15 protein-coding genes are annotated in these 20,258 nt (G+C 74.7%); all 15 read left to right on the forward strand.

The window, feature by feature from the left end:
* Positions 1–22 precede the first annotated feature (22 nt).
* The 15 genes from hisI to EDF32_RS10690 all read left to right on the forward strand — a co-directional run bounded on the left by hisI (position 23) and on the right by EDF32_RS10690 (position 20,185).
* Positions 23–418, forward strand: coding sequence for a phosphoribosyl-AMP cyclohydrolase (gene hisI, locus EDF32_RS10620; RefSeq protein ID WP_123308524.1), 396 nt, complete (start codon positions 23–25; stop codon positions 416–418).
* On the forward strand, positions 415–1,992 hold the full coding sequence (locus EDF32_RS10625) for an anthranilate synthase component I (protein ID WP_123308525.1): 1,578 nt from the start codon (positions 415–417) through the stop codon (positions 1,990–1,992). Before hisI ends, EDF32_RS10625 begins: the two co-directional genes overlap by 4 nt.
* A complete protein-coding gene (locus EDF32_RS10630) occupies positions 1,989–2,723 on the forward strand; it encodes a Trp biosynthesis-associated membrane protein (RefSeq protein ID WP_123308526.1) in 735 nt (244 codons plus the stop codon). The genes EDF32_RS10625 and EDF32_RS10630 overlap by 4 nt, the downstream gene beginning before the upstream one ends.
* 28 nt (positions 2,724–2,751) lie before the next feature.
* Positions 2,752–3,015: an HGxxPAAW family protein gene (locus tag EDF32_RS10635; protein WP_123308527.1), complete on the forward strand. Its 264-nt coding sequence runs from the start codon at positions 2,752–2,754 to the stop codon at positions 3,013–3,015.
* Complete coding sequence (locus EDF32_RS10640; RefSeq protein ID WP_123308528.1) at positions 3,012–3,461, forward strand: DUF2752 domain-containing protein; 450 nt, start codon at positions 3,012–3,014, stop codon at positions 3,459–3,461. The genes EDF32_RS10635 and EDF32_RS10640 overlap by 4 nt, the downstream gene beginning before the upstream one ends.
* Before the next feature lie 207 nt (positions 3,462–3,668).
* Positions 3,669–4,484 (forward strand): indole-3-glycerol phosphate synthase TrpC, encoded by an 816-nt coding sequence (gene trpC, locus EDF32_RS10645; protein WP_123308529.1) that lies wholly within the window; start codon positions 3,669–3,671, stop codon positions 4,482–4,484.
* Between the two features lie 5 nt (positions 4,485–4,489).
* Complete coding sequence (trpB, locus tag EDF32_RS10650; protein ID WP_123308530.1) at positions 4,490–5,797, forward strand: tryptophan synthase subunit beta; 1,308 nt, start codon at positions 4,490–4,492, stop codon at positions 5,795–5,797.
* Positions 5,794–6,672 (forward strand): tryptophan synthase subunit alpha, encoded by an 879-nt coding sequence (trpA, locus tag EDF32_RS10655; protein ID WP_370449967.1) that lies wholly within the window; start codon positions 5,794–5,796, stop codon positions 6,670–6,672. Before trpB ends, trpA begins: the two co-directional genes overlap by 4 nt.
* Positions 6,669–7,664, forward strand: a complete 996-nt coding sequence (gene lgt / locus EDF32_RS10660) for a prolipoprotein diacylglyceryl transferase (RefSeq protein WP_123308531.1) — start codon at positions 6,669–6,671, stop codon at positions 7,662–7,664. The genes trpA and lgt overlap by 4 nt, the downstream gene beginning before the upstream one ends.
* Positions 7,665–7,802: 138 nt before the next feature.
* Positions 7,803–12,362 (forward strand): glutamate synthase large subunit, encoded by a 4,560-nt coding sequence (gltB, locus tag EDF32_RS10665; RefSeq protein ID WP_123308532.1) that lies wholly within the window; start codon positions 7,803–7,805, stop codon positions 12,360–12,362.
* On the forward strand, positions 12,355–13,821 hold the full coding sequence (locus EDF32_RS10670) for a glutamate synthase subunit beta (RefSeq protein WP_123308533.1): 1,467 nt from the start codon (positions 12,355–12,357) through the stop codon (positions 13,819–13,821). The genes gltB and EDF32_RS10670 overlap by 8 nt, the downstream gene beginning before the upstream one ends.
* Positions 13,822–13,926: 105 nt before the next feature.
* The gene (pyk, locus tag EDF32_RS10675; RefSeq protein ID WP_123308534.1) at positions 13,927–15,360 is read left to right on the forward strand and encodes a pyruvate kinase; all 1,434 of its coding nucleotides are present in this window, start codon (positions 13,927–13,929) and stop codon (positions 15,358–15,360) included.
* Between the two features lie 111 nt (positions 15,361–15,471).
* Positions 15,472–16,494, forward strand: a complete 1,023-nt coding sequence (locus EDF32_RS10680) for a 3-oxoacyl-ACP synthase III (RefSeq protein WP_199734910.1) — start codon at positions 15,472–15,474, stop codon at positions 16,492–16,494.
* Positions 16,488–19,217: an alpha/beta fold hydrolase gene (locus EDF32_RS10685; RefSeq protein WP_370449977.1), complete on the forward strand. Its 2,730-nt coding sequence runs from the start codon at positions 16,488–16,490 to the stop codon at positions 19,215–19,217. The genes EDF32_RS10680 and EDF32_RS10685 overlap by 7 nt, the downstream gene beginning before the upstream one ends.
* Positions 19,214–20,185, forward strand: a complete 972-nt coding sequence (locus EDF32_RS10690) for an NAD(P)-dependent oxidoreductase (RefSeq protein WP_123308537.1) — start codon at positions 19,214–19,216, stop codon at positions 20,183–20,185. The genes EDF32_RS10685 and EDF32_RS10690 overlap by 4 nt, the downstream gene beginning before the upstream one ends.
* Positions 20,186–20,258 lie beyond the last annotated feature (73 nt).

Below are 20,258 nucleotides of genomic sequence, written 5' to 3' on the forward strand. Positions count from 1 at the left end.
CCACCCGTGGCAGGATTCTGGGGTGCCTGACACCACCGCCCTCGACCCCGCCGTCGCGTCGCGCCTCAAGCGCGACTCGGACGGACTCGTCGCCGCGATCGTCCAGCAGCACGACACCGGAGAGGTGCTCATGCTCGGCTGGATGGACGACGAGGCGCTGCACCGCACCCTGACGACGGGACGGGTGACCTTCTGGTCCCGGTCCCGGCAGGAGTACTGGCGCAAGGGCGACACGTCGGGCCATGCGCAGTACGTGCGCTCAACGGCGATCGACTGCGACGGTGACGCCCTGCTCGTGCGCGTGGAGCAGGTCGGTGCGGCGTGCCACACCGGGACGCGCACCTGCTTCGAGGCCGGGGGAGACCTGGGCGCCGTCGTCGGCGACGGTCCCGGCGCGGGACCGGAGGTGGCGGCGTGAGCGTCCCGCCGGCGGCGCCGGCCGACGTGAGCGCGGAAGGGCTCGTGTGGGGCGAGACCTGGCCGCCGGAGCAGACGTTCCGCGCGCTCGCCGCCACGCGCCGCGTCATCCCCGTCGTCCGCCGCCTGCTCGCCGACGACGTCACGCCCGTGGGCCTGTACCGCACCCTCGCGCAGGGGCGCCCGGGCACCTTCATCATGGAGTCCGCGGAGGCGGACGGCGCCTGGTCGCGCTGGTCGTTCGTCGGCGTGGCGTCGCGCGCCACGCTGACGGTGGACGACGACGGGGCGCGCTGGGTCGGCGACGTGCCGTCGGGCGTGCCGACCACGGGCGACGTCATGGACGTCCTGGAGAGCACCCTCGCGCTGCTGCGGGCGCCCGCGATCCCGGGGCTGCCGCCGTTCACCGGGGGCATGGCGGGCGCGCTGGGCTGGGACGTCGTGCGGCACTGGGAGCCCACGCTGCCCGCCACGGTGCCGGACGAGCTCGGGGTGCCCGAGGTGACGCTCTGCCTCGCGACGGACCTCGCGGTGGTCGACCACCGCGGGGGGACGGTGTGGCTCGTCGCCAACGCGATCAACTTCGACGACACGGACGCGCGCGTCGACGAGGCGCGGGCCGACGCCGTCGCACGGCTCGACGCGATGCAGCAGGCGCTGGTCGCGGGCGCGCGGGAGGCGAGCGTGCCCGCCGTCGTCGACCCGTCGGCGAGCGAGCCGGAGCTCGAGTTCCGCTCGACGCGCGAGGAGTTCGAGGCGTCCGTGCGGGCGGGCAAGGAGGCGATCCGCGAGGGCGAGGTCTTCCAGGTCGTCCTGTCCCAGCGCCTGGACCTCGACTGCCCGGCCTCGCCGCTCGACGTCTACCGCGCACTGCGGACGATCAACCCGAGCCCGTACATGTACTACTTCCAGCTGCAGGACGCCGCGGGCCACGACTTCGCCGTGGTGGGCTCGAGCCCGGAGACCCTGGTCAAGGTCACCGACGGCCGGGTCGTGACGTTCCCGATCGCCGGGTCGAGGCCCCGCGGTGCGACCCCGGAGGAGGACGTCGCCCTGGGCGAGGAGCTGCTCGCCGACCCCAAGGAGCGGGCCGAGCACCTGATGCTCGTGGACCTCTCGCGCAACGACCTCGTCAAGGTCTGCGAGCCGACCTCCGTCGAGGTCGTGGAGTTCATGGCGACCAAGCGCTTCAGCCACATCATGCACCTGTGCTCCACGGTCGTGGGGCGGCTGCGCGAGGGGGCGACGGCGCTCGGCGCGTTCCGGGCGACGTTCCCGGCGGGCACGCTCTCCGGCGCCCCGAAGCCCCGGGCGATCGCCCTCGTCGACGAGCTCGAGCCGGCGTCGCGGGGCGTCTACGGCGGCACCGTCGGGTACCTCGACTTCGCCGGGGACATGGACATGGCGATCGCGATCCGCACCGCGCTGATCCAGGACGGGCGCGCGAGCGTGCAGGCGGGCGGCGGGATCGTCGCCGACTCGGTCCCGGCGCTCGAGTACGCCGAGTCGCGCAACAAGGCGGCTGCAGCGGTGCGGGCCGTCCAGCTCGCCGCCCGGCTACGGAGCCCTCGGTGAGCGCGCGGCGCCGGGGGATCCTGCCCGCGCGGCGCGGGGCGATCCTCGGGATGCTCCTGCTCGGGGTGCTCGCGCTCCTGCTCGCGATGCCCACGTGGCTGACGACGACCGGGACCACCGCGATCCAGGACACGGTCGACGTGACGGTCACGGGCACCACGGCCGCTCCCGCGGTCGGCGCGGGGGCCCTGGTGCTGCTCGCGGCCGCGCTCGCCCTCGGGCTGGTGGGGCGCATCGGGCGCTGGGTCGTCCTCGTCGTCGCCGCGGCGGCCGGCGTCGTCGTCCTCACCGGCGCGCTCGCGATCGCTCTCGACCCCGAGCCTGCCGCCCGGTCGGCGGCTGCCGCGACGACCGGGGTGACGACGCTGACCTCCGCGGTGAGCGTCTCCCCCCTGCCCTGGGTGGTCGCGCTGGTCGGTGCCCTGGCCACGGTGCTCGCCGTGCTCGCGGGCGTCGCCGCCCCCCGCTGGTCGGCGGGCTCGTCGCGGCACGAGAGGGCCGGGTCCGCACCGGCGGCCGCGGCGGGCCCTGCCTCGAGCCCGACCTCGACCTCGGCCGGGGCGGCGCCCGGGGACGGGCCTGCGGGTCCGGGGACGGACGTCCCCGAGGAGGACGGTGAGGTGGACCTCGCGGCGCTGTGGGACTCGATGTCCCGGGAGGGCGAGGCCGGCGGCGAGGCGCCCGGCGGCGCCTCGGACGACGGGCGCACGGGCGAGCGCCCGGTAGGCTGAGAACACATCTTCACGAGAGGCACACACCATGGCTGACACGACGACCGAGACCACCGAGGTCGCCTACCTCCCGCTCTCCGCGCCGCCCACGAACCACGGCCACACCACCGCCGCCTGGGCCACGATGATCGGCATCATGCTGGGCTCGCTGGTCGCCGCCGTCGCGTTCGTGATCCCGGCCGTGTGGCTGTTCTGGGTCGGCATGGGGATCGTCGTCGTCGCCCTCGTGGTCGGCCTCCTGCTGCGGAACATGGGCTACGGCCAGCGGGAGATCGGCGCCGACGGGAAGTGACCGTCCCGGCGGCCGCCGGCGGGCGGGCCGCGTGCGCGCCGCGTCCGGCGCTCGGGCCGCTCGCGGTCGGTGCCGCAGCGGCGTCGGCCCTGGCCTACGTGGCCGTCGTCGACCCGAACCGCCCGGGGCACTACCTCGTCTGCCCCGTGCTGGCCCTGACCGGCTGGTCCTGCCCGGCGTGCGGGGGCCTGCGTGCCACGCACGACCTGACGCGGCTCGACCTCGCGGCCGCATGGTCGGCCAACCCGCTCTGGGTGATGCTCGCGCCCGTCCTGGTGGCCGCGTGGGCGGCGTGGCTGGTCCGGGCCCTGCGCGGGCAGCCCCGGCCGCCCGGCGCCCGGGCCGGGACGCGCGTCCCCGCCCGGGCGCTGGTCGTGCTCGGCGTGGTCGTCGCGTTCGGGGTGCTGCGCAACGTCCCGGTCCTCGCGCCGACGCTCGGTCCCTGACCGGCACGTGCGCCCGCCTGCCCAACGGGCGCCCCGGCTCCCCGGGCCGCACGTCTCGCGGGACGGTCCGTGGTCCGCGGGGCTCCGGGACGCCCCTACCATGGCTGGCAGGACGCGTGAGCGCGGGCGGAGGGCCGCCCGGTCACGGCGGCGGCCCGGGTGCGACGCGGCGGCCGGGGGACACGCACGAGAAGGAGCTGATGAACGATGACCGTTCTCGACGACATCGTCGCGGGAGTCCGGGAGGACCTCGCGGAGCGCCAGGAGCGGACGTCGCTCGACGAGCTCAAGGAGCGCGCCGGGCGCGCCCCGGGCGCGATCGAGTGCGTCAGCCGCCTCAAGGTGGAGGACGCCGTCGCGGTGATCGCCGAGGTCAAGCGGTCGAGCCCGAGCCGCGGGGAGCTGTCGACCATCTCCGACCCGGCCGCGCTGGCCCGCGAGTACGAGCACGGCGGGGCGAGCGTCATCTCGGTGCTCACCGAGCAGCGTCGCTTCAAGGGCAGCCTGGCCGACCTGGACGCCGTGCGGGCGAGGGTCGACGTCCCGGTGCTGCGCAAGGACTTCGTCGTCACGTCCTACCAGGTCTGGGAGGCGCGGGCGCACGGCGCGGACGTCGTCCTGCTCATCGTCGCGGCGCTCGAGCAGACGGTCCTGATCTCGCTGATCGAGCGCGTGCACTCCCTGGGCATGACGGCCCTCGTCGAGGTGCACGACGTCGACGAGGTCGCCCGGGCGATCGACGCGGGCGCGCGCGTGATCGGGGTCAACGCCCGCAACCTCAAGACCCTCGAGGTCGACCGCACGACGTTCGCGCGGCTCGCCCCCGCCATCCCGGACGAGTACGTGCGCATCGCCGAGTCCGGCGTGCGCGGCCCGCACGACGTCGTCGACTTCGCCCGCTCGGGCGCCGACGCGGTCCTCGTGGGCGAGGCCCTCGTGACCGACGACGCGCCGCGTGCCTCGGTGGCCGACCTCGTGGCGGCGGGCCAGCACCCCTCGCTGCGCGCGCTGCGCCACGGGTGACGCCGATGCCCACGCCCCACCAGAACCCCAGCGAACCGGAGGACCGGCCCGTGGCCGACGCCACCTCGTCCCTGCAGGACACCCGAGGCCCGTACTACGGGGAGTTCGGCGGGAGGTTCGTCCCCGAGGCGCTCGTCGCGGCGCTGGACGAGCTCGAGGTGGAGTACCGCTCCGCCCTCGCCGACCCGGGCTTCGTCGCCGAGCTGGAGCGGCTGCAGCGTGAGTACACGGGACGCCCGAGCCCGCTGACAGAGGTCGAGAGGTTCGCCGAGCACGCCGGCGGCATCCGCGTCTTCCTCAAGCGGGAGGACCTCAACCACACGGGCTCGCACAAGATCAACAACGTGCTCGGCCAGGCGCTGCTCGTCAAGCGCATGGGCAAGCACCGCGTGATCGCCGAGACCGGGGCGGGGCAGCACGGCGTGGCCACGGCGACGGCGGCGGCGCTGCTGGACCTCGAGTGCGTCGTGTACATGGGCGAGGAGGACACGGAGCGTCAGGCGCTCAACGTCGCCCGGATGCGGCTGCTCGGCGCGACGGTGGTGCCGGTGACGCAGGGCTCGCGCACGCTCAAGGACGCGATCAACGAGGCGCTGCGCGACTGGGTCGCGAACGTCGAGGACACCCACTACCTGCTCGGCACCGTCACCGGCCCCCACCCGTTCCCGGAGATGGTCCGGGAGTTCCACAAGGTCATCGGCACCGAGGCACGGGCGCAGGTCCTGGAGCGGACGGGCCGCCTGCCGGACGTCGTCGCGGCCTGCGTGGGCGGCGGCTCGAACGCGATGGGCATCTTCAACGCCTTTCTGGACGACGACGTGCGGCTGCTCGGCCTCGAGGCCGGCGGCGAGGGTGTGGCGTCGGGCCGGCACGCGGCGCGGTTCAGTGGCGGCGCCCCGGGCGTGCTGCACGGTGCGCGCTCGTACCTGCTGCAGGACGAGGACGGGCAGACGCTGCCGAGCCACTCGATCTCCGCGGGGCTCGACTACCCGAGCGTCAGCCCGATCCACGCGTGGCTGCACGACACGGGCCGGGCGGAGTACCGCCCGGTGACGGACACGGAGGCCATGGAGGCGTTCCGGCTCCTGTGCCGCACCGAGGGGATCATCCCCGCGATCGAGTCGGCGCACGCGCTCGCCGGGGCGCTCGTCGTCGGCCGCGAGCTCGCGGCCGCGGGTCGGACGGACGCGATCGTGCTCGTCAGCCTCTCGGGGCGCGGCGACAAGGACGTGGCGACGGCGGCCCGCTGGTTCGACGTCGTGGACGAGCAGGACATCGCGAAGGCCGCGACGACCGAGGGGAGCAGCCTGTGAACGGCGCACCGGTGCCGGGCTTCTCGTCCGGCCGGACGGGGGAGCGGCTCGCCGCGCTCCGCGAGGAGGGGCGCGCGGCGCTCGTCGGCTACCTGCCGGTCGGCTTCCCGTCGGTCGAGAGGTCGGTCGAGGCGGCGCGCGCGCTCGTCGAGGCGGGTGCGGACGTCGTCGAGATCGGAGTGCCGTACTCCGACCCGGTGATGGACGGGCCGACGATCCAGCAGGCCGTGGAGGCCTCGCTCGAGCGGGGCGCCCGGGTGCGGGACTCCCTCCGCGTCGTGGAGGCCGTCGCGGAGCTCGGCGTGCCGGCGCTGGTGATGACGTACTGGAACCCCGTGCTGCGCTACGGCGTGGACGCCTTCGCGCGCGACCTCGCCGCGGCGGGCGGCGCCGGACTGATCACTCCCGACCTGATCCCCGACGAGGGAGCGCCGTGGCTCGCCGCCTCGGACGCGCACGACCTCGACCGGGTCTTCCTCGTCGCGCCGTCCTCGACCCCCGCGCGCTTGGCGACCACGGCAGCGGCGTCGCGCGGCTTCGTGTACGCGGCGTCCACGATGGGCGTCACGGGCGAGCGGACCCGGGTCGGGGCGGGGGCCCAGGGACTGGTCGAGGCCACCCGCGCGGCCGGCGCCGGCTTCGTCTGCGTCGGGCTGGGGGTCTCCACCGGGGAGCAGGCTGCGCAGGTGGGCCGCTTCGCCGACGGCGTGATCGTGGGCTCCGCCCTCGTGCGGCCCCTGCTCGGGGACGCCCCCTGGGCGCAGCGCCTCGACTCGCTGCGCGGCGTGGTCGGTCAGCTCGCGGAGGGCGTGCGGACGGCGCGCGCCGCCGCCCCGCACGCCGCGCAGGCCGCCGGCCCCGGCGGCGGCGAGTGAGCGCGACCGCCGTCTGGGTGCCGTGCCCCGACGGGGCGTCGTGCCTGCCCAGCCCCGCCCAGGGCGTGTGGCACCTCGGGCCGCTGCCCCTGCGCGCCTACGCGTTCGCGATCCTCGTCGGCATCGCCGTCGCGCTGTGGATGACGTCGCGCCGGTGGGCGGCGCGCGGGGGAGTGGCCGACGACGTCCTGGAGGTCGCGTTCTGGGCGGTGCCGTTCGGCATCGTCGGCGGCCGGATCTACCACGTGATCACGACGCCCGAGCCCTACTGGGGCGCGGGTGGCGACCCCTGGAAGGCCGTCCGGATCTGGGACGGCGGCCTGGGCATCTGGGGCGCGGTGGCGCTCGGCGCGCTGGGCGCATACATCGGCTGCCGCCGCCAGGGCGTGAGCTTCTCCGCGTTCGCGGACGCGCTCGCGCCCGGGCTGCTGGTCGCGCAGGCCCTCGGGCGGCTGGGGAACTGGTTCAACCAGGAGCTGTTCGGCGCGGCGACCACGGCGCCGTGGGGCCTCGCGGTGGACGCGCAGCACCTTCCGCCCGGGTACGCGCCGGGGACGCTCTTCCAGCCCACGTTCCTGTACGAGATGATCTGGAACGTCGCCGGTGCCTTCCTCTTGATCTACCTGGACCGACGGTTCCGGCTCGGTCATGGTCGGGTATTCTGGCTGTACGTGATGGTCTACACGCTGGGACGGGTGTGGATCGAGATGCTGCGCATCGACACGGCCGAGACGATCCTCGGCGTCCGGCTCAACGTCTGGACGTCGGTGCTGGTGGGCCTCGCCGCGTTGATAGCGTTCGTCCTCGTGGGTCGTCGGTACGGTCCGCGCGAGCCCGGTGACCGGCCGGCGGCGCGGAGCCCCGAGGCCGGGCAGGTCGGTCCCGAGGACGACCGCGGGTCCGGCGGTCCCGAGGATCACGAGGATCACCAGGAGCGTGCCGACGCGCTCGCACCACAGGTCGATGACGAGGCGCCAGACCCCGGCCGCTGAGTCTCGCACCGCACGTCGACGTGCGACCGGACGACCGTCCGGCCGCATGGTCGTGTCCACCGGGCCGATGGCGCCCCGAACCCCCTGGAACTACTTCGGCGCCCGGAGCACGCGGGCGCCGTCCAAAGGACGGTGTTGATGACCACGCCGCTGCATCGGCCGAGCGCTCCCGGAGCGCAGGGCCTCTACGACCCAGCCGCCGAGCACGACGCCTGCGGCGTCGCGTTCGTCGCGACGCTTCGTGGGACGCCGGGGCGCGACATCGTCGACGCCGGGCTGACGGCGCTGCTCAACCTCGACCACCGCGGCGCCGTGGGCGCCGAGGAGAACAGCGGCGACGGCGCGGGGATCCTCACGCAGATCCCCGACGCGTTCCTGCGCGACGTCGTCGACGCCGACCTGCCCCCCGTCGGCCGCTACGCCATCGGGACCGCCTTCCTGCCCACCGACGCCGCCGCGGCGGACGTGGCGGCGCGGGGCTTCGAGGCCATCGCGACCGAGGAGAAGCTGACGGTGCTCGCGTGGCGCGACGTGCCGGTCACCGCCGACCTCGTCGGCCCCACCGCGAGGGCGACCATGCCCACCTTCCGCCAGGCCGTCCTCGTGGACCCGGCCGGCGAGCTCGAGGGCGTCGACCTCGACCGGCGGGCGTTCCGCGTGCGCAAGCGGGCCGAGAAGGAGCTCTCCCTGTTCTTCGCGTCCCTGTCGGCGCGCACCCTGACCTACAAGGGCATGCTCACGACGGCCCAGCTCGAGCCGTTCTTCCCGGACCTGTCCGACCCGCGCTACGCGAGCGAGCTCGCGCTCGTGCACTCGCGCTTCTCCACCAACACGTTCCCGTCGTGGCCGCTGGCCCAGCCGTTCCGGATGATCGCGCACAACGGCGAGATCAACACCGTCCGTGGCAACCGCAACTGGATGGCGGCCCGCGAGGGCACGCTCGCGAGCGACGCCGTCGGCGACCTCGCGCCGCTGCTGCCCGTGTGCTCCGAGGGCTCCAGCGACTCCGCGAGCTTCGACGAGGTGCTCGAGCTGCTGCACCTGTCCGGGCGCTCGCTGCCGCACGCGGTGCTGATGATGATCCCCGAGGCGTGGGAGAACCACGCCGAGATGGACCCGGCCCGCCGGGCGTTCTACGAGTACCACGCGAACCTCATGGAGCCGTGGGACGGGCCCGCGTGCCTGAACTTCACCGACGGCACGCTCATCGGCGCCGTGCTCGACCGCAACGGCCTGCGGCCGGGGCGCTACTGGGTCACGCAGGACGGGCTCGTCGTCCTCGCCTCCGAGGCGGGCGTGCTGGACCTCGACCCGGCCACGATCGTCAACAAGGGCCGCCTCGAGCCCGGCAAGATGTTCCTCGTCGACACGGGCCGCGGCCGCATCGTGCCCGATGCCGAGGTCAAGGCCCAGCTCGCGGCCCAGCGCCCGTACGCGCAGTGGATCGAGGAGAACTCCGTCTTCCTCGACCAGCTGCCCGAGCGCGAGCACGTCGCCCACTCGGCGGCGTCGGTGGAGCGGCGCCAGCGCGCCTTCGGCTACACGGAGGAGGAGCTCAAGGAGATCCTCACGCCGATGGCCGACACGGGCACGGAGCCGATCGGCGCGATGGGCACGGACACGCCCGTCGCGGTGCTCTCGAGCCGTCCCCGCCTGCTGTTCGACTACTTCACGCAGATGTTCGCCCAGGTCACCAACCCGCCGCTGGACGCCATCCGCGAGGAGCTGGTCACCTCGATCGGCGGTGCCATCGGCCCGGAGCCGAACCTGCTCGAGGACACCCCGCTGCACGCGCGCAAGCTCGTGCTGCCGTTCCCCGTCCTGGACAACGACCAGCTCGCGAAGATCACCCGCATCCACCGCGACCCGAACCTCTACGGCATCTTCCGCTCCGTGCGGGTGGAGGGGCTGTACCCGGTCGGGCGCGGGGGCGAGGGCCTGCTCGAGCGGCTGCAGCAGATCTTCGCGGAGGTCGACGCGCACGTCGAGGCCGGGGCGAGCTTCATCGTGCTCTCCGACCGCGACTCGAACGCCGAGCTCGCGCCGATCCCGTCGTTGCTGCTCACCAGCGCCGTGCACCACCACCTGCTTCGCCGGCACACCCGCACCCAGGTGTCCTTGGTGGTCGAGGCCGGTGACGTGCGCGAGACGCACCACGTGGCGCTGCTCGTCGGCTACGGCGCCGCAGCCGTGAACCCCTACCTCGCGATGGAGACGGTCGAGGACCTCGCCGTCCGCGGCTTCCTCGGCGTGGAGCCGGAGCAGGCGGTCAAGAACCTCATCAAGGCGCTCGGCAAGGGCGTCCTGAAGGTCATGAGCAAGATGGGCATCTCGACCATCTCCTCCTACCGGGGCGCGCAGGTCTTCGAGGCGATCGGCCTCTCCCACGATTTGGTGGGCGACTACTTCACGGGCACGACCAGCCGCCTCGGCGGCGTGGGCCTCGACGTCCTCGCCGCGGAGACCGCGGCCCGGCACGCCGAGGCGTACCCGGCGTCGGGCAACCACCAGGCCCACCAGCGGCTCACGTCCGGCGGCGAGTACATGTGGCGCCGCGACGGCGAGGAGCACCTGTTCGACCCGGAGACGATCTTCCGGCTGCAGCACTCGACCCGCGAGCGGCGGATGGACATCTTCCGCGAGTACACGGACCGGGTGAACGACCAGTCGCGGCGGCTGATGACGCTGCGCGGGCTGCTCGAGCTCCGCACGGGCGAGCGCACGCCGCTGCCCCTCGAGGAGGTCGAGCCCGTCAGCGAGATCGTCAAGCGGTTCAACACGGGCGCGATGTCCTACGGGTCCATCTCCATGGAGATGCACCAGACGCTGGCGATCGCCATGAACCGGCTGGGCGCGCGCTCCAACACCGGCGAGGGCGGCGAGGACCCGGAGCGGCTGTACGACCCGGAGCGGCGCTCCGCGGTCAAGCAGATCGCCTCCGGGCGCTTCGGGGTCACCTCCGAGTACCTGACGAACGCGAGCGACATCCAGATCAAGCTCGCCCAGGGCGCCAAGCCGGGCGAGGGCGGTCAGCTGCCCGGGCACAAGGTCTACCCGTGGGTGGCCCGGACGCGGCACTCGACCCCCGGCGTCGGGCTCATCTCCCCGCCGCCGCACCACGACATCTACTCGATCGAGGACCTCGCGCAGCTGATCCACGACGCGAAGAACGCCAACCCCTCGGCGCGGATCCACGTCAAGCTCGTCTCCGAGTTCGGCGTGGGGACCGTCGCGACGGGCGTGTCCAAGGCGCACGCGGACGTCGTCCTGATCTCCGGGCACGACGGCGGTACGGGCGCGAGCCCGCTGACGTCGCTCAAGCACGCCGGCACGCCGTGGGAGCTCGGCCTCGCCGAGACGCAGCAGACGCTCGTCCTGAACAACCTCCGCGACCGGATCGTCGTCCAGGTCGACGGGCAGATGAAGACGGGGCGCGACGTCGTCGTCGCCGCGCTCATCGGCGCCGAGGAGTTCGGCTTCGCGACGGCGCCGATGGTGGTCAGCGGCTGCATCATGATGCGCAAGTGCCACCTGGACACCTGCCCCGTGGGCGTGGCCACGCAGAACCCCGAGCTGCGCGAGCGGTTCACGGGTCAGGCGGACCACGTCGTGAACTTCTTCGAGTTCATCGGCCAGGAGGTCCGCGAGCTGCTCGCCGGGCTCGGCTTCCGCAGCATCGAGGAGGCCGTCGGCCAGGTCCAGCTCCTCGACACGCGCCAGGCCGTGGACCACTGGAAGGCGCAGGGGCTCGACCTCGGGCCGGTCCTCGAGCGTCCGCAGCCCGTCGAGGGCTCGTCGCTGCGCAACACCGCGACGCAGGACCACGGCCTCGACAAGGCGCTCGACCAGCGGCTCGTGGCGCTGTCCGCGGACGCGCTCGAGCGCGGCGAGCCCGTGCGCATCGACCTGCCGGTGCGCAACGTCAACCGCACGGTCGGGACGATGCTCGGGCACGAGGTCACCAAGCGCTACCGCGGTGCCGGGCTGCCCGACGGGACGATCGACGTGACGCTGACCGGGTCCGCCGGCCAGTCGTTCGGCGCCTTCCTCCCGCGGGGCATCACGCTGCGGCTGTTCGGCGACGCGAACGACTACGTCGGCAAGGGGCTCTCCGGCGGGCGGATCGTCGCGCGCCCGGACCGGGCCGCGCAGCTGACGGGGGCCGACGACGTGATCGCCGGCAACGTCATCGGCTACGGCGCGACGTCGGGCGAGGTGTTCCTGCGCGGGCTCGTGGGGGAGCGGTTCGGCGTGCGCAACTCCGGCGCGACGCTCGTCGTCGAGGGCGTGGGCGACCACGGCTGCGAGTACATGACCGGCGGCACGGTCCTCGTCCTGGGCCGCACGGGGCGCAACTTCGGCGCCGGCATGTCCGGCGGGACGGCCTACGTCCTGGACCTGCGGCGCGCCTCGATGAACACCGCCGCGCTCGCCGCCGGCGAGCTCTCGCTCTCCGCGCTCGACGAGCGGGACCGGGACCTCGTCGAGCGGCTGCTGCGCACCCACCTCGAGGAGACGGGCTCGCCGCTGGCCGAGTCTCTCCTCGCCGACGTGGGGGCGACCATGGCGCGCTTCACCCGGGTCCTCCCGGTCGAGTTCGCCCGAGTCCGAGACCTGCTCGCGCAGGCCGAGGTCGACGGCGTCGACCTCGAGGCGCCCGGCGCCTGGCAGAACATCCTGGAGGTGGCACGTGGCTGATCCCCGTGGGTTCCTGAAGACGCGCGAGCGCCAGACCCCGCCGTACCGGCCCGTGGAGGTGCGGCTCACGGACTGGCGCGACGTCGTCGACCACCGCGTCGCGGACGAGCCGTACCTGCGCGTGCAGGCCGCGCGCTGCATGGACTGTGGCGTGCCGTTCTGCCACCTGGGCTGCCCGCTCGGCAACCTGATCCCGGAGTGGAACGACCTGGTGCGCCAGGGGCAGTGGACCGACGCGATGGAACGGCTGCACGCGACGAACAACTTCCCCGAGTGGACGGGGCGCGTCTGCCCCGCGCCGTGCGAGACGAGCTGCGTGCTGGGCATCAACCAGCCCGCGGTGACGATCAAGAACTTCGAGTACGAGATCGTCGAGCACGCCTGGGAGCGCGGGGAGATCCACCCGCAGGTGCCGCAGCGGCTGACGGGCAAGACCGTGGCCGTCGTCGGCTCGGGTCCCGCGGGCCTCGCGGCCGCGCAGCAGCTGACGCGCGCCGGGCACACCGTCGTCGTCTACGAGCGTGACGCCGCGATCGGCGGTCTCCTGCGGTTCGGCATCCCCGACTTCAAGCTGGAGAAGGTGACCATCGACCGCCGCGTGGAGCAGATGCGCGCGGAGGGGACCCGGTTCCGCACGGGCGTGGAGATCGGCGCCGACCTCACCTGGGACGCGCTGCACACGCGGTTCGACGCGGTCGTGGTCGCGACGGGCGCGACCGTGCCGCGACCCCTGCCGGTGCCCGGTGCCGACCTCGCGGGGATCCACTACGCGATGGAGTTCCTGCACCAGTCGAACACCGTCGTCGCGGGCGGCGAGGTCCCGGACCAGATCCGCGCGACGGGCAAGGACGTCGTCATCATCGGCGGCGGCGACACCGGGTCGGACTGCCTCGGCACCTCCCTGCGCCACGGCGCCACGAGCGTCACCACGCTGGCGATCGGCAAGCAGCCGCCGCTCGAGCGCCAGGAGAACCAGCCCTGGCCGACCGACCCGATCCTGTTCGAGGTCTCGAGCTCGCACCAGGAGGGCGGCGAGCGCGAGTACCTCGCCTCGACGGTCGAGTTCCTCGCCGACGACGCGGGCCACGTGCGCGCGCTGCGGGTCGCCGAGACCGAGTACCTGCCGGGCGGGCGGCGCGTGCCCCGCGCGGGCACCGAGCGGGACATCCCGGCGGACCTCGTGCTCGTCGCGATGGGCTTCACCGGACCGGAGACCGAGACGCTCACGGCCCAGGCGGGCGTGGAGCTCACGAGCCGGGGGCTCGTCGCCCGGGCCGACGACTTCGCGACGTCCGTGCCGGGGACCTTCGTCGCCGGCGACGCCGGCCGCGGCCAGTCCCTCATCGTGTGGGCGATCGCCGAGGGCCGGGCTGCCGCGGCGGCCGCCGACGCGTACCTTCAGGGTGAGACGGAGCTCCCGGCACCCGTGCGGGGGAGCACGGTCTCGTTGCGGCCCTGACGAACCACCCACGTCCCGGCCTGCGGGCCGGAATACCAGACACGTCCCGCTCCGCGGAGCGTGCGGCCCGTGCGCGGGCCGGACAGAACAACTGAGGCTGGAGACATGCGCAGAGCGAATATCGTTTGCACGATCGGTCCCGCGACGGCATCCCGAGAGATGATGCAGCGGATGGTCGACGCCGGGATGGACGTCGCCCGGATCAACCGGAGCCACGGCGACCCGGAGGAGCACGAGGCGGTCTACCGCAACGTGCGCGCGGCGGCCGAGCAGGCGGGGCGCAACGTCGCGGTGCTCGTGGACCTGCAGGGCCCCAAGATCCGCCTCGGGCGGTTCGCCGGGGACGAGAAGCACCACCTCGCGGTGGGCGACGTCTTCACCATCACGACGGACGACGTCGTCGGCACCAAGGAGCGGGTCGGCACGACCCACAAGGGCCTGACCCACGACGCGCGCGTCGGGGACCCGATCCTCATCGACGACGGCAAGGTGACCGTCCGGGTGACGGCGGTCGAGGGCAACGACGTCGTCACGCGCGTCGAGGTGCCGGGCCCGGTGTCGAACAACAAGGGCCTCAACCTGCCGGGCGTCGCGGTCTCCGTGCCCGCGCTGTCGGAGAAGGACCGCGAGGACCTGCGCTGGGGCCTGCGCCTGGGCGCGGACTTCATCGCCCTGTCGTTCGTGCGCTCCGCCTCGGACTACGACGACGTCCGCACGATCATGGAGGAGGAGGGACGCGTCGTCCCCGTCATCGCCAAGGTCGAGAAGCCGCAGGCGGTCGACAACCTCGCCGAGATCGTCGAGGCGTTCGACGGCATCATGGTCGCCCGCGGCGACCTGGGCGTCGAGCTCCCGCTGGAGCAGGTGCCGCTGGTGCAGAAGCAGGCCGTCGAGCTGGCGCGCCGCGCCGCGAAGCCGGTCATCGTCGCGACGCAGGTGCTCGAGTCCATGACGACGTCGCCGCGCCCGACGCGCGCGGAGGCGTCGGACTGCGCGAACGCCATCCTGGACGGCGCGGACGCGGTCATGCTCTCCGGCGAGACCTCCGTCGGTGACTTCCCGATCGAGACCGTCGAGACGATGGCGCGCATCATCGAGAGCACCGAAGAGCACGGCCGCGAGCGCATCGCGCCCCTCGGCTCGACGCCGCACACGCGCGGCGGCGCCATCACCCGCGCCGCGGCCGAGGTCGGCGAGCGGCTCGACGTGAAGTACCTCGTGACGTTCACCCAGTCGGGCGACTCGGCACGGCGCATGTCGCGCCTGCGCTCGGGCATCCCCCTGCTCGCGTTCACGCCCAACGAGCACGTCAAGCACACGCTGGCGCTGTCCTGGGGCACGGACGCGTACCAGGTCCCGGAGGTCGAGAGCACCGACGCGATGGTCGGTCAGGTCGACTCCACGCTGCAGGCCAACGGGCTCGCTGAGGTCGGAGACCTCGTGGTCGTCGTGTCCGGTGCGCCGGTCGGCGTCTCGGGGACGACGAACTCGATCCTCGTGCACAAGATCGGCACGAGCAACGACGGTCGCCAGGGCTGACGACCTCCACCGACGTCGAGAGCCGGGACCCAGCGGCGGGTCTCGGCTCTCGGCGTCGCTAGGAAGCACCGAACGGCCCCGTGCGGGGCCGAAGAACGGCAAGGTCTGCTTGTGAACGGAAACGCCACCTCGATCCACCGCAACGTCTCGCTGCTGTCCCTGGCGACGACGCTGCCCGACGACGTCACGACGTCGGACGAGCTCGACGACCGGCTCGCGCCGACGCTCGAGCGGCTCCGGCTGCCGCGCGGGCTGCTGCAGCGCGTGGCGGGCGTGCACGCCCGACGCCGGTGGGCCGCGGACCAGACGTTCTCGACCGCGGCGATCGCTGCGGGGGAGAAGGCGCTCGCCGAGGCCGGCGTGGCCCCCGACGAGGTCGGGCTCGTCATCAACACCTCGGTGACCCGGCCGCACCTCGAGCCGTCGGTCGCCGTGCGCATGCACCACGGCCTCGGCCTGCCCAGCTCGGCGATCAACTTCGACGTCGCGAACGCGTGCCTCGGCTTCGTCAACGGCATGACGCTGGCGGCCGGCATGATCGACTCCGGCCAGGTGCGGTACGCCGTCGTCATCGACGGGGAGGACGCCGACGAGCTGCACGAGCGCACGATCGAGCGGCTGAACCGTCCGGGCACGGTGCGGGCCGACTTCATGAACGAGTTCGCGAGCCTGACGCTGGGCTCCGGCGCGGTCGCCGCGGTCCTCGGGCGCTCCGACGAGCACCCGCTCGGGCACCGCCTCGTCGGCGGGGTGACGCGCGCGGCGACCCAGTTCCACGAGGTCTGCGTGGGCTCCGTCGACGGGATGTTCACCGACACCAAGGCGCTCCTGGACGGCGGCATGGAGCTGGTCGTCGCCGCCTGGCGCGAGGCCGAGGAGACGTGGGACTGGTCGGACATGGACCGGTACGTGATGCACCAGGTCTCCGACGTGCACACGAACGCGATCACCCGGGCGGTCGGTCTCGACCGCGACCGTGTCCCGCTCACCTATCCCCGCTACGGGAACGTCGGGCCGGCCTCGATCCCGATCACGCTCGCCGAGCAGGCGCCGACCCTCTCGCCGGGGGACCGCGTCCTGCTGATGGGCGTCGGGTCCGGCCTGAACACCTCGATGATGGAGCTCGCCTGGTGACGGAGCGCTCTCCCGCCGGCGTCGTCGACCCGGGCTCGTTCGAGGGCGTCGAGCCGTCCTGGTCGCGCCTCGTGACCGCGCCCGACGCCGACGGCGTCGAGCGCACCTGGCACGTGCTGGACAACGCGGGCGACCTGGCGTCCGCCGGGGCGGCGCCCGTCGCCACGATCGTCTGCGTGCACGGCAACCCGACGTGGTCCTACCTGTGGCGCTCGGTGCTGGCCGCCGCCTCCGCGCAGGCGGCCGGCGGCGGGCGCGCCTGGCGCGTGGTCGCGGTCGACCAGCTCGACATGGGCTGGTCCGAGCGCACCGGCACGCGGCGGCGCCTCGCCCAGCGGGTCCGCGACCTGGACGCCGTCGTGCGCGCGGCGGGCGTCGAGGGCCCGGTCGTCACGCTGGGCCACGACTGGGGCGGCGTCGTCTCCCTGGGCTGGGCGGTGGACCACCGCGACGAGCTGCTGGCGTCCGCGGTGCTCAACACCGCGGTGCACCAGCCGGAGGGCACACCGGTGCCGGCACCGCTGCGCCTCGCCCTCGCCCGGGGCGTGCACGGGCTCGGCACCGAGCGGACGACCGCGTTCCTGGACACGACCCTCGCCCTGGCCCACCCGCGGCTGACGCCGGGTGTGCGCGCGGCGTACCGGGCGCCCTACCGCACGGCCGCGCGCCGGGGCGGGATCGCGGCGTTCGTCGCGGACATCCCCGTGGACGCGGACCACCCGAGCGCGGGCGAGCTCGACCGCATCGCCCAGGGGTTGCGCACGCTGGACGTGCCGGCCCTGGCGCTGTGGGGCCCGCGCGACCCGATCTTCTCCGACCGTTATCTCGACGACCTGCGGGAGCGCCTGCCGCACCTGGACGTGCACCGCTTCGAGGGGGCGGGCCACCTCCTCGCCGAGGACGTCGACGTCGCCGGGGCGGTCCTGACCTGGCTCGGGGACGTCGCCGACCGCCGCGAGGACCGCGACGCGTCGCCCGCCGCGGACGCGCGTCCCGCCAGGGAGCCGGCGACCGCGCGCCTGTGGGCGCACCTGGACGCGCTGCGGGACGACGAGGGCACGGCCCTGGTCGAGATGGCCCCGCCGCGCGGCGCGGGCCCGCGGACCGTGAGCTGGCGGCTGCTGGCGCGGCGCGTCGACGAGATCGCCCGCGGGCTGCACGCCTTCGGCGTCCGGCCCGGCGACCGTGTCTCGCTCCTCGTCCCGCCGGGCGCGGACCTCACCGGGGTCCTGTACGCCTGCCTGCGCCTCGGCGCCGTGGTCGTGGTGGCCGACGCGGGGCTGGGGCTGCGCGGCCTGACGCGCGCGGTGCGGGGGGCCCGTCCCGACGTGGTCGTCGGCGCGGTGCCCGGCCTGGCCGCCGCCCGCGCGCTCGGCTGGCCGGGCCGGCGCATCGCGACGCACCCGCTCCCGCGGGCGACGACCGCGGCGCTCGGTGTGGAGACCACGCTGGTGGACCTCGCCTCGCTCGGCGCGGCGATGCGCGGGGCCCCGCTCCCGGAGCCCGCGCAGGACGACGTCGCGGCGGTCCTGTTCACCTCGGGCTCGACCGGCCCGGCGAAGGGCGTCGTCTACACGCACGCCCAGCTCGGGGCCGTGCGCGACGCGCTGGCCGCGCGGTACGGCATCGCGCCCGGTGGGAGCCTGGTGGCGGGGTTCGCGCCCTTCGCGCTGCTGGGCCCCGCCCTCGGCGCGCGCACCGTGACGCCGGACATGGACGTGACCGCGCCGCGCACGCTGACGGCGCGCGCCCTGGCGGACGCGGTCGCCGCCGCAGACGCCCGCGTCGTCTTCCTCTCGCCCGCCGCGGTCGCGAACGTCGTCGCGACGGCCGACGCGCTCGGCGCGGAGGACCGTGCGGCGCTGGCGGGCGTCGGTACCTTCCTCTCCGCCGGGGCGCCGGTCTCGCTGGCGCTGCTCGACGCCGTCGGGCGCCTCATGCCCGGTGCCGAGGCGCACACCCCCTACGGGATGACCGAGGGCCTGCTGATGACGGACGTCACCGCGCAGGAGATCCGCGCCGCGCAGGCCGGCGCGGCGGCCCCCGGCGGGGTGTGCGTCGGCCGCCCGGTGCCCGGCGTGCGCGTGCGGGTCAGCGCGCTCGACGGCGACGGCCGCGCGGTCGGGGAGCTCACGGCGGACGCGGGCGTCACGGGCGAGGTCGTCGTCGACGCCCCGCACGTGAAGGACCGCTACGACGCACTCTGGCTGACGGAGCGCGCGAGCCGGCGCACGGCCGGACCGGTCGACGGGGCCGCCGCTCGCACCGACGGCGCCCGCTGGCACCGCACGGGGGACGTCGGCCACCTCGACGCCGCGGGCCGGCTGTGGATCGAGGGCCGCCTCGCCCACGTGGTGACGACGCCCGACGGCGTCGTCACGCCGGTCGGGCCGGAACAGGCGGCGGAGCAGGTGGCGCAGGTGCACCGGGCGGCGGTCGTCGGCGTGGGCCCCGCGGGGGTCCAGCAGCTCGTCGTGGTCGTCGAGACGGTCGGGGACCGGCACTCCGCCCGACGGCGCCGCGCCCGTCCCCGGCTCGCCGGGCCCGGGCTCGCGGAGCAGGTGCGCGAGCGGCTGCGCGAGCGCGTCCCGGCGTCCGTGGCTGCCGTCCTCGTGGTGCCCGTGCTGCCCACCGACGTCCGGCACAACTCCAAGGTGGACCGCGCCCGCGTGGCCGCCTGGGCCGAGGGCGTGCTCTCGGGCGGCCGGATGGTCGCGCCGTGAGGGTCCTCGTCACCGGGGCGAGCGGATTCCTCGGGCGGGCCGTCGCGGCGCGCCTGGTCGCGCAGGGGCACCGGGTGAGCACGCTGCAGCGCACCTCGAGCACCGTCCGGGGCGCGGCGGACATCCTCGGCACGGTGACCGACGGCCCGGTGGTGGCGCGCGCCGTCGCCGGTCACGACGCCGTCGTGCACCTCGCGGCGAAGGTCTCGCTCGCCGGGGACCCGGCCGACTTCGAGCGCGTCAACGTGGGCGGGACGCGCCTGCTGCTGGACGCGGCCGCCGCGGCGGGGGTGGGCCGGTTCGTCCAGGTGTCCTCGCCGTCGGTCGCCCACCACGGAGCATCGATCGTGGGGGAGGACGCCGCGCCGGCGGACCCGGCACGTGCCCGCGGCGACTACGCGCGGACCAAGGCGGCGGCCGAGCTGCTCGCCCTCGGGCGCGACGCGGCGGACCTGCACGTGGTCGCCGTCCGGCCCCACCTGGTCTGGGGACCGGGGGACACCCAGCTCGTCCGGCGCGTCGTCGAGCGCGCGCGGGCCGGGCGCCTGCCGCTGCTGGGGCACGGCGCCGCGCTGATCGACTCCACGTACGTGGACAACGCCGCCGGGGCGGTCGCCGCCGCGCTCGGCGCGGCGGACCGCGTGCACGGCCGGGCGTACGTCGTGACCAACGGAGAGCCGCGCCCGGTGGCGGAGCTGCTCGCCGGCATCTGCCGCGCCGCGGGGGTGCGCCCGCCCGCGTGGCGTGTGCCGCCGGCGCTGGCGAGGGCGGCCGGCGGGGCGGTGGAGCTGGCCTGGCGGGTCCGCCCGGGGACGGACGAGCCGCCGATGACCCGGTTCCTGGCCGAGCAGCTCTCGACGGCGCACTGGTTCGACCAACGACGCACGCGCCGGGACCTGGGCTGGTCGCCCGAGGTCTCGGTCGACGAGGGCCTGGCCCGGCTGGCGGGCGGGCCGGCCGGGTCCTGACCCCTCGGGGCGGTGACCCATCCGGGGCGGGGCCCGCACCGAACCCCGGTCGAACGGTGCGCGAGCGTCGCGC

It is taken from the genome of Cellulomonas sp. PhB143, assembly GCF_003752595.1.
Lineage (GTDB): Bacteria > Actinomycetota > Actinomycetes > Actinomycetales > Cellulomonadaceae > Paraoerskovia.

Bases quoted from the DNA above. Each gene is read 5' to 3' on its own strand.
- pyk (WP_123308534.1), top strand. From the start codon at position 13,927: ATGCGCAGAGCGAATATCGTTTGCACGATCGGTCCCGCGACGGCATCC.
- gltB (WP_123308532.1), top strand. From the start codon at position 7,803: ATGACCACGCCGCTGCATCGGCCGAGCGCTCCCGGAGCGCAGGGCCTC.
- trpC (WP_123308529.1), top strand. From the start codon at position 3,669: ATGACCGTTCTCGACGACATCGTCGCGGGAGTCCGGGAGGACCTCGCG.
- trpB (WP_123308530.1), top strand. From the start codon at position 4,490: ATGCCCACGCCCCACCAGAACCCCAGCGAACCGGAGGACCGGCCCGTG.
- EDF32_RS10635 (WP_123308527.1), top strand. From the start codon at position 2,752: ATGGCTGACACGACGACCGAGACCACCGAGGTCGCCTACCTCCCGCTC.